The sequence below is a fragment of the Ruegeria sp. BHSB058 genome (assembly GCF_059613285.1).
The window spans coordinates 1-8,846 of record NZ_JBXWSF010000116.1 but is presented as its reverse complement, the minus strand read 5'-3'; the positions used below and the strand labels follow the sequence as shown (position 1 = coordinate 8,846).

Below are 8,846 nucleotides of genomic sequence, written 5' to 3'. Positions count from 1 at the left end.
ACGAAACCGTTGGGATTTCGGCTGATCGACGGGCTAGCCGGGTTCCTGTTCTCATCTCAGGACGGAAACGGCGTTCAGATTCGCACGCCGTCCGCCGTTGCCGCCGTGCGTTCGACGCAATGGGCGATGCAGGTTGAGCGCCGCGCAAGCGCAGTATTTGCACGCGAGGGAACGGTATTCGTCTTTGCCAATGGTGGCGAAGCGCGCCTCGGCCCCGGTGACGGCATTGACGTGACTTCCTCCGGCGAAATGGGGCAAGTCACACGGTGGGGGCAGGCGCGCATCGACCGGTTCGACGCATTGCTTGGTCCCGATTGGTAACGCGCGACAGGTTCCGGCGCACACGCCGCGTCGCCGCAGTGGTGGTGATGCTGGCAAGTTTGGGCATTGCCCTTTGGCATCCCGGCAGCCGAAGCGCGTTCTGGCAGGGGATCGAAGGGCAATTCCTTGATGCCCGCTTCCTTTGGCGCGGTCCGATTGCGCCGCCTGAAGGTGTTGCAATTGTTGCGTTCGACGATGCTGCCGTTTCCCGGATCGGGACCTTCCCTCCGCCTCGCAAAACGCTTGCTGCCGCCGTGTCGGATGCCGCGCGGGCCGGGGCGAAGGTTATTGCATTGGACTTCCTGCTGATCGAGCCGCGCGAGGATGATCAAGCCCTTGCCGGTGCCTTGACCGGAGTTGATGCCGTTCTGGGCGTTGCAGAGGCGTCTTCGGATGCTCCGCTCCTCGAACTTGATGGGGAAGGCTTTTCGGTTGTCGTCGCCACGGATCATCGCAATCCTCTGCCTGCACTGGGTCCGACAGAGGCGTTGCGCGGTACAACCTCTCTCGGCCATGTCATTCTGCGCCACGACACAGATGGAGCTGTCCGCCGAATTGACGCGGCGCATCCCCTGGCAACGCAAGATGGTATCGTTTGGTATCCTGCGCTTGCTATGGCGGCCCTGACCGATGCAGGTAACGATCTTGATCTGCAACTGTGGTTGTCTGCTACCGGAGGGAAGCTGACGGCCGGAGAATCCACCATTCCGCTGGACATGCTGGGGGCGATACCACTCAAGTTCTACGGGCCGGGGGGCACTTTCCAGACCTTTTCCGTCACAGAGGTTCAGGACGCAGACCTTGAGGGCAAGATCGTGTTCCTCGGGGCAACCGCGACCGGATTCGGAGACCGGCACGCCACATCGTTCGACGCGGCCTTCCCCGGCGCCGAGCTGCATGCGACGCTTGCCGCGAACATGCTTGAAAAGCGCCTGTTGCGACGTGACGCGGTTGCGTGGTTCTGGGATATCGCACTTGCGCTCGTGGCGAGTACCTTGGGGTTCATCGTGGCCGGAGTGAACCGACCCTGGCTTGCCCTGTCGGGAACCGCTGCCGTGACAGTTGCACTGGCGGCCGTGATGCAGGCCGCGTTTATCGCGGGATGGTGGCTGGATGTGACAACTGTGTTGCTTTCGCTGTTGCTCGGGGTCGGATTCGGCGCCGGGTTGCGGCTTTTGGAACATCGCCGTCGCGCGGCGAACCTCGCTCTCTATCATTCACCGCTGTTGGTGGAACGGCTTGCAAGCGCCGCCGATCCCCAGTTCGAAACAGCGGCGCGGCCAGCCGTCGTTCTGTTTGTCGATGTTGAGAATTTTACTGGCTATTCAGAACAGCTGGGCCCCGAAGGCACTGCACAGTTCCTGCGAGTTTTTCATGGCCTGGTCGAACAGACGGTGGAGCCCTTGGGCGGGGTCATTGCGCATTTCGCCGGTGATGGCGCAATGGTTGTCTTTGGTCTGCCGAAACCTCGACCCGATGACGCAACGCAGGCTTTGCGGTTCATCGAAGATTTGTATGAAAGCGTTGGAAGGGCGGCTGACTGGCCTGGCCTCGGTCTGCGGGTGGGCGGCCACGCTGGCCCCGTTCAGACCGGAGTGGTCGGTGGACGGCATCACAGACAGCTGACCGTAAGCGGTGACGTGGTCAACACCGCCAGCCGATTGCAGGATTTTGCCAAATCCTACGGTGCGGCCATAGCCCTGTCCGAGGCGCTCGTGCAATCCGAACCGGAAGCACTGGCTCGGGCTGGTAAGCTGGGTCTCAGCCCGTCTGGCCGGCACAAGTTGCGCGGTCGCCAAGAACCGATCCTTGTCTGGACCGACCAGCCAACCAAAAGCTGACGAAGCATATTCATACTCAGCACGGTTAGGACAGCGATCCTTGGACCAGCTGTGGGGAAAACTGACCAGCCTTGAGGTGCGTTCAGGCGATGAGCCGGCTATCCGACACACCGCTGATCGTCGCGGTGACGATCTGACCTTCGGATTGCGGGTGGCTCAGGCGGACCTCGGTGAATTGTTCCGTCCGGCCCATGACCGGGGTTTCCATCAAAATGCGATGGGTTTTTCCGATCTGCAATGCGACGTGCTTTTGGACCTGCGCATCCCCCGTCGCACGCAACCGTGCAGCGCGGTCCTTGATGACCTTGCCGTTGACTTGCTGCGGAATGCGCGCCGCTGGCGTGCCGTCACGTCTGGAATAGGGAAAGACGTGCAGCCAGGTCAGGTCGCAGTCGATCACCAGTTTCAACGAATTTTCGAAATGGGCCTCGGTCTCGGTCGGGAAACCGGCGATGATGTCGGCGCCGAATGTCATCTCGGGGCGCAGCTTGCGGGCCTCTTCGGCAAAGCGGATCGCATCATCGCGCAGGTGGCGCCGCTTCATTCGTTTGAGGATCAGGTCGTCGCCATGCTGCAGGCTGAGGTGCAAATGCGGCATCAGGCGCGGTTCGGTCGCGATGGCCTGCATCAGGTTCTCATCCACCTCGATCGAGTCGATCGAACTGATCCGCAGACGCGGCAGATCGGGCACCAACTTGAGGATACGCATCACCAGATCGCCCAGCTTGGGTTGAGCGGGCAGGTCAGCGCCCCACGAAGTCAGATCGACTCCGGTCAGCACCACCTCGTTGTAGCCGCGATCCACCAGCCGCTTGATCTGGTCCACCACGACGCCGGCTGGGACGCTGCGTGAATTGCCCCGACCATAGGGAATGATGCAGAAAGTGCAGCGGTGGTCACACCCATTCTGGACCTGTACATAGGCCCGCGAGCGCGTGCCAAAACCGTCGATCAGATGACCGGCGGTTTCAGTGACCGACATGATGTCATCGACCTGCACCGCCTCGGTCCGACCGATGAAATCGGCGGCCATGCCCTTCCAGGTTTCGGGGCGCATCTTTTCGGTGTTGCCGATCACCGCGTCGACCTCGGTCATGGCGGCAAAAGTCTCTGGCTCGGTCTGGGCGGCGCAACCGGTTACGATCAGGCGCGCCTGAGGGTTTTCCCGCCGCAGCTTGCGAATTTCCTGTCGCGCCTTGCGCACCGCTTCGGCTGTGACCGCACATGTGTTGACGATCACCGCATCCGCAAGCCCCGCCTGCTGCGAAAGCTCTTTCATCGCTTCGGTTTCATAGGCGTTCAGGCGGCAGCCGAGCGTTGTGAATTTGGGCGGGTTCATTTCAGCCCGTCCAGGAATTCAGGCGTCATCGTGCCCGAGTACACATGGCAGGTCGGCCCGGTCATCCAGACCCCGTCTTCGCGCCACTCGATCCAAAGCGTGCCGCCATCCAGATCAACCCGCACCTTGCGCCCCGTCAGTCCGCGCCGCGCCGCCGCGACGGCGGTCGCGCAGGAAGAAGAACCGGACGCCAGCGTAATGCCGACGCCCCGCTCCCACACGCGCATACGGATATGGTCGGGGCCAACGATCTGGGCCACCTGAACATTTGTCCGCTGCGGATAAAGCGGGTGATATTCATAACGCGAGCCGAATTCGGTCAACGGAATCGCCTCGGCATCCTCGACGAAGAAGGTACAATGTGGATTGCCCATACCTGTGGCGACCGGCCCGCCTTCGATCGGCAGCTCCAACGTGTCCACGTCTTCGGCCAGTGGAATATCCTGCCAGTCCAGCTGAGGCTGTCCCATGTTCACCGAAGTCAGCCCGTCGCCTACGTCCCTTGCGCGCAGCTCGCCGCGGTCGGTGGTCAGCACCAACTCGGTCTTGCCGGTCTCGGTCATCAAGTGGCGTGCGACGCAACGGGTCGCGTTTCCGCAGGCGGCCGAGGTCGTGCCGTCGGCGTTGTAAAAGACCAGATGCGCATCGCCCTTGCCGTTCTGGATCACGGCCAATTGGTCAAAGCCGACCCCGAACTGGCGATGCGCGATCCCTTGCGCCGCAGCCGGGGTGATTCCGATTTCATGCGCTCGCGCATCAACAATGACAAAGTCATTGCCCAGCCCGTGCATCTTCATGAATGGTAATCCGGTATGTGTCTGATCCTGCATGGCGGGCATATAGCGCTGCTGTAGTGATGAATCCAGCCTGTCGCGATATTTCGCCAAAAAAGGGCTTGACCCCCTCGCGCCACCTCCCTAATTAGGCCGCCTATCGGGTCGCCGGATGGTTCTGAACCAAAGGGGGCGCGCGGTGCAAATAAGGCCTTGAACCTGACCGGTAAAATGCCTTACAGAGCGCCACGGATCGAAAAGATCCAAAAGAGTGGGCCGTTAGCTCAGTTGGTAGAGCAACTGACTTTTAATCAGTGGGTCGCAGGTTCGAATCCTGCACGGCTCACCACTGTTTTCAATAACTTACACGACATCCTCCGCGCACGTCATGTCTTCGGGTAAGCGTGGGGTAAGCTTGCGGGCATGATTTTCTTCTTTTTTCGTTGCTTTTCGATGTTGCCTGATTCAACCCTTGGGTGAACGGGAGGAAAACGTATGGGCCATATCAGGCTGGGGACATTGCCGCAGTCGAAGAAGTGGCGCGAGGTCGTGGGCCTGCTGGACGCGGATGCGCCGGTCGAACGGATTGCAGAAGCCGCTGTACATGCCTCGGAGCGGGATCTGGCGCGGGCTTCGGATGATCCGGGTTTCCAGTTCATTTCCGGCCTGCTGGTCAACGCACCGCTCAAGGCGCGGTCGCCGGAGTATCACGCGTTCCTAAAGGAACTTGGTATCAATGGTGCCGATGTGCAGTCGGTCACGGACCTGTTGGCCGGGTTGAGCCGGGCGATTGACCGCAATACGTTTGAACATGGCCGGTCATCCGATGCGGCGGACTTGGCAAAGGGTGCATTGCTGGAAAGCCTGTCGGTCCAGCTTCACGACCGGCTGCCGACGCTGTTTGAGCCCACGCCAGCGGAAATCCGGCGAGCCCTGGCGTCTTTCGGCAGCGGCCAGCATTTCGCGCATCTGGCCCGCGATTTCTTCGCCAGGCTCACCTACCGGTCGCTGGATTACTACCTGAGCCGTGAACTGGCCAATCATACCGGAGAGGACAAAAGGTTCGCCTCCGATGCCGAACGTGTGCAGTTCCAGCAAGCGCTGGCACAGCACACGTTCGAGGCCTCCCGAATCGTGCAGGAGTTCGCGGGCGGCTGGTACGGCAAGACCGTCTGGAAAGAGCATAGGCTGGATCAGGAGGCCATCAACGGCTTCACGAGATATGCCTTCAAAAAAATGAGGTCGGAACTTGGACGGCGCCGCGCAGCCTGAGCACCGGGTTCGCCTGCTCGCTCCGCTGACCAAGGCCGGCGGGGACGAGGTCCTGCGTTTTGATCTTGATGGCCAGGAACATGGCGTTTCACTTCGCATTTCACAACTGAACCGGCAGATGGTTGCCGGGTTGCCAGACCGGGCGCTGGATCTGCTCGAACTCGCGGCATTGGTCTACGCGGTGGATTCAGCCGTGAGCCGCGGCGGTCCCGTGCTTCAGCACATGGGCAAACGGTGGCATCGGCGGTTCGTGGTGGAGATGCCGGTTCGGGACCTGCCGCATTGGCAGGGGGCCGGAGTAGGACAGGCTCTGGAAGACCTGCTGATGTTCCTGAGTGGCGACCGGTTCGAGTTCACGTTTACCACACGTCTCTATCCTGATGCGGAGCGAAACCGGTTTTTCAAGTTCGGCGGTAAGAGCGCTTGGAAAGCGGATCGCATTCTGATGTTTTCCGGTGGTCTGGATTCCTTTGCAGGTGCGCTCGAAGAGATCGTCGAGCAAAAACAGAGAACTGCCCTAGTCAGTCATTTCTCGGCCACCAAGATAGCGCCAGTTCAACGGCACTTGCAGGAATACCTCTCAGATGAACATGGAAGGGACCTCTCCCGCCATGTTCCGGTGCATATCCAGCTTGTCGGGGGCAAAACCAGGGAAGGTACGCATCGAAGCCGGTCTTTCCTGTTTGCAGTGTTGGGAGCGATGACCGCGCAGGCTTTTGGGCGGGATCGCGTGTCGTTTTACGAGAACGGTATTGTCAGCCTTAATCTGCCGCCGGTCGGCAACGTGTTGGGAACCCGTGCGACACGAACCACGCATCCCAGGACCCTGACCCTGATGACCGGGTTCCTGTCACAAGTGTTCGATGGCGGAATGAGGGTCGACAACCCGTTCTTCTGGCGCACGAAGACGGAGGTTGTATCGACGATTGCGCGATTGGGCGCGGCAGATCAAATCCGGCATACCCGAAGTTGCGCGGATGTTCACAACCAGACCAAGCAACATGTGCATTGTGGTCGCTGCTCTCAGTGTATCGACCGGCGTTTTGCAGTGTTGGCCGCAGGGCTGGAATCTAATGATCCGGAAGAGGCCTACCGGGTTGATCTGTTGAACGGGCGCAGAGAGCGGGTCGAGGACAAGGAGATCGCCCTGTCCTATGTCCGCAATGCCGAACAATTCGAACATCTCTCAGCGGACGTCCTGGCGCAGCACTATCCGGCCGTTCTGGATGCCGTGGGCAGCCTTGGCGAGCCCGCAAAGACGTCGTTGTCGATGATCGCCGATCTTCTGAAACGTCATGGCGCATCGGTTGCGGGCGTGATGCAAGCCGTTCGTGGGTCGCAACCGCTGGACGCCTTTCCCGAAAACAGCCTGCCCAGACTATACGGAGAGGCGCAGAGGGAACGGTTGTTTGCCGGGGTGCCGGGGGTCGTGAGCGGTCTGATTGACACCCATCAGTTCCGGAAACTGACCATCGTGATTGATCGGAAACGCGAAACGGCTAGCGTCGACGGCGTGGTTGTTCTCGCCAAGGGGGCAACGGCCGGGCTGATACTGGTGCTGTCCGACGCGTTTCTTGAAGCCGCGGGGCAGGGGCTGGATCCGTTCGACTTCCCCGCGATCCCGGCAAGGCGGCTGGCCAAAATGTTGAACCTGTCCTCCGACGAAGGCGTCCGGCAGAGGGTGAACCGGTCGCGCACCGAACTGGGCAAGAAGTTCGCATCGGCGGGCCTGGACAAGGACCGTGGGACGGCCATCATCGAAAGCGTTCCCGGGCAAGGCTACCGTCTGGCCCCGGACCTGGTCGAGGTTCGGGTGGCCCCCAAAGCCAAACCTACTCGATGACCTCGATATCATCATCGCCGAGCGGCCCGCGCTTGCGGAACCGGGCCATCAGCTCGATCTGGCGACCGGGACCGACAGCCCCGTACGAGGTGAAGGTCGTGAGGGCATTGTCATGCCCAAGGTTTTGCGACCAGGCCTTGTAGTCCTCCGGAGTGCGGCAATACTCGCGGGTCAGTTCCGCCAGCGTATCGCGCACCCGGTGCGGAGAGAACGGCGACAGCCCGGCATCGGTGAAGGCCTGCTTGAAGATGCGCGCCGCGCTGGACGGGTTCGACCATGGCTCGCGTGCGATACCAAGGGCGGCGAACTTGCGGGACCCGTCAACACCGACCCGTGTCTTGGGAAACAGCGGGTCCGCATCCGAGAACAGATGGGTGGTGCGCAATTCCCCGATCCAGTCGCGAAGGATCTGATCGGCCGGGCCACCGATCGGGAAGAAAGCAGTGGTGAAGGACTTGCCGAACTTGGTCTTGACGCTGCGCCCGTCAAACTGAACACAAGCGTTCGGCAGATCGACATGGCCCAGGCGGAGGCCGATGGCGGCACCAATCCGGGAGCCGGTAAGAAACAGAAAGGCCACGAGGGCGCGGTCCCGGCGCTGAAGCACGCTGTCCGTGGGCATCCGTTCAAGCAGGTGCTGCACCTGTGCCGGCGAGGGGTGCGGTTTCCATAGGGTCGACCGCCGGGCTGCCTCGGACTTTTGGTCCGGTGTCAGGTAGTCGGTGTCGGAGTGGGAAATCTTCGACTTGTAGCCGGGCTGATCGGCGAGCCAGAAGAAGAAGGCCTTCACCTCCCGCAGGGTGCTGTTGATCGTCGACGGCGACAACGGTGCTCCGTTCCGCACGTTCTTTTGCGTCGCCAGGTACCGTTTGAAGGCACGGGCCCGTTCGGAGTGAAAGGCACGGAAATCCTTGCCACCAAGGAACGCCTCGTAAACCGAGATCGCGGCTGCGGCCTTGTCGATCGTTGCTTCCGAAAAGCCTTTCGCAACCTGGAGCCAGACCAGGTACTTGTGCTTGATGCGCAGGTTCTCACGAGTGCTTTTTGACATGGGTCTTCCGGTCCTCTTCCAAGGTGACATTCAAGGGGGGCTCTGCCGGGGACACTAATCTTGTGTTTGCCTTCTGGATTGTGACCTCGATTTTGGACCGGATCACGTCGAGGTCGGCCCGGCGGACGGCCCTGTTCATGATGTTGCCGCAGGTCGGGCACAGAGCGGACAGCAGGCCGCTCGTGGCTGTCTGCTGCGTGTAATCCGCGATTTTGCCGTCCGGCGCGCGGGGACCCTTGCACCCGACACAGTAGCAGTGGTGCAGCTCCAGTTTGCGTTTGCCTCGGTTCTGTCGCTGACCCAGGAAGGCCTTGAGATCGCGACCTCGAATCAACCAGGGCTTGCGGCTGATGTCCGCCGGCAACCCGTGCTGCCGGATCCACCTGATGACGGTCTGGCGGTGAAC

7 protein-coding genes, 1 tRNA gene and 1 pseudogene are annotated in these 8,846 nt (G+C 61.1%); 5 read left to right on the top strand and 4 right to left on the bottom strand.

What is annotated here, in order from left to right; genetic code table 11:
• A pseudogene (locus AC2FNB_RS19515) lies at positions 1 to 321 on the top strand (hypothetical protein); the annotation flags it as partial.
• 47 nt (positions 322 to 368) lie between these two features.
• A complete protein-coding gene (locus AC2FNB_RS19510; RefSeq protein ID WP_496748482.1) occupies positions 369 to 2,162 on the top strand; it encodes a CHASE2 domain-containing protein in 1,794 nt (597 codons plus the stop codon).
• A gap of 82 nt (positions 2,163 to 2,244) precedes the next feature.
• On the opposite strand, the gene mtaB is transcribed toward AC2FNB_RS19510, so the two are convergent.
• Entirely contained in the window at positions 2,245 to 3,501 is a 1,257-nt protein-coding gene (mtaB, locus tag AC2FNB_RS19505; RefSeq protein WP_496748481.1) for a tRNA (N(6)-L-threonylcarbamoyladenosine(37)-C(2))-methylthiotransferase MtaB, read from the bottom strand.
• Positions 3,498 to 4,340 (bottom strand): diaminopimelate epimerase, encoded by an 843-nt coding sequence (gene dapF / locus AC2FNB_RS19500; RefSeq protein ID WP_496748480.1) that lies wholly within the window; start codon positions 4,338 to 4,340, stop codon positions 3,498 to 3,500. The genes mtaB and dapF overlap by 4 nt, the downstream gene beginning before the upstream one ends.
• 207 nt (positions 4,341 to 4,547) lie before the next feature.
• Here dapF and AC2FNB_RS19495 point away from each other — a divergent pair.
• The 3 genes from AC2FNB_RS19495 (at position 4,548) to AC2FNB_RS19485 (ending at position 7,389) form a co-directional block, all read left to right on the top strand.
• Positions 4,548 to 4,623: transfer RNA gene (locus tag AC2FNB_RS19495), tRNA-Lys, on the top strand.
• Between the two features lie 146 nt (positions 4,624 to 4,769).
• Positions 4,770 to 5,546, top strand: a complete 777-nt coding sequence (locus AC2FNB_RS19490) for a hypothetical protein (RefSeq protein WP_496748479.1) — start codon at positions 4,770 to 4,772, stop codon at positions 5,544 to 5,546.
• On the top strand, positions 5,524 to 7,389 hold the full coding sequence (locus tag AC2FNB_RS19485; RefSeq protein ID WP_496748478.1) for a 7-cyano-7-deazaguanine synthase: 1,866 nt from the start codon (positions 5,524 to 5,526) through the stop codon (positions 7,387 to 7,389). Before AC2FNB_RS19490 ends, AC2FNB_RS19485 begins: the two co-directional genes overlap by 23 nt.
• Here the strand turns inward: AC2FNB_RS19485 and AC2FNB_RS19480 are convergent.
• Together AC2FNB_RS19480 and AC2FNB_RS19475 are read right to left on the bottom strand one after the other, a co-directional pair.
• Positions 7,379 to 8,440: a tyrosine-type recombinase/integrase gene (locus AC2FNB_RS19480; protein WP_496748477.1), complete on the bottom strand. Its 1,062-nt coding sequence runs from the start codon at positions 8,438 to 8,440 to the stop codon at positions 7,379 to 7,381. The genes AC2FNB_RS19485 and AC2FNB_RS19480 overlap by 11 nt on opposite strands.
• On the bottom strand, positions 8,421 to 8,846 hold a 426-nt coding region (locus AC2FNB_RS19475), incomplete at its 5' end, for a helix-turn-helix domain-containing protein (protein ID WP_496748476.1). The genes AC2FNB_RS19475 and AC2FNB_RS19480, both read right to left, overlap by 20 nt.